Annotated in this window: 1 protein-coding gene; it reads right to left on the minus strand. The window is 34.6% G+C overall.

Going from position 1 to position 851, the window contains the following annotated elements:
• The coding region (locus tag AC1DRF_RS30210; RefSeq protein ID WP_477742598.1) for a transporter substrate-binding domain-containing protein at positions 1-656 on the minus strand (656 nt) is incomplete at its 3' end.
• Positions 657-851 lie beyond the last annotated feature (195 nt).

The raw sequence follows: 851 nt of genomic DNA on the forward strand, positions 1-851 counted from the left end.
GGCCCTACAACTTTTTGCTCTGCGTCCGCTTGTTTATTGACAAAGTCAACTGCAAACGGCGTACTAATCGTGGCATCCGCACGCCCTGTTTTCAGCTGCGTTTTTGTATCATCAGATCCTTGGCCCGAATAGACGATATTAATTTTATTTCCRTGTTCTTTGTTATACTTATCGATTAAGTTAGCAGAATTACTCGTTGCTCCTACAATTACCTTTTTACCGCTCAAATCTTTAATTGATTTAATAGACGTATTTTTTTCGTTTACAACTACATGTAGCGGAAAGATATTATAAGGTTCTTTGTTAAAAAGGAACTTTTGTTTTCTCTCTTCATTTACTTCCATCTGATGGGCTACTAAATCAATTTTGTTCGATTCTAAGCTCAAAAGTAAATTAGAAAAATCCATTGTCTTAAATTCGAACTTATAGTTTGGAAGACGTTTGTCTATTTCTTTAACAAGTTCTACGTCATACCCTGTTAGATTTCCTTTATCGTCAAGAAAGCAAATGTTCGGAAATTGCGTACCTGTTCCTACAATAATTTTTTGTACTTTGTCTTTGCTTGCGTTAGCCGCTGTTTCTTTATTTGGTGTTCCGCAAGCGGCTAGTAATAAAAGAAGTGATAAAAAGATAGCTGTCAGCTGTAGTTTTTTCATGTGTTTTGTCCCTCACTATGTCTCAAAATAATTTATTGTTTTAATGAATGAATAAAATAGATGTTCCAGCTATTTAACAATTGGTGAATAGTCTTCAATCAATTTTTCTATTTGTTCATAATCTTTTTCAATTACTCCTTTAAACTGCCCCTCGTCTCCAATTTCAACGACCGGTACATGGCGAATACCGTATTT

It is taken from the genome of Priestia sp. P5_B4 (assembly GCF_056400385.1).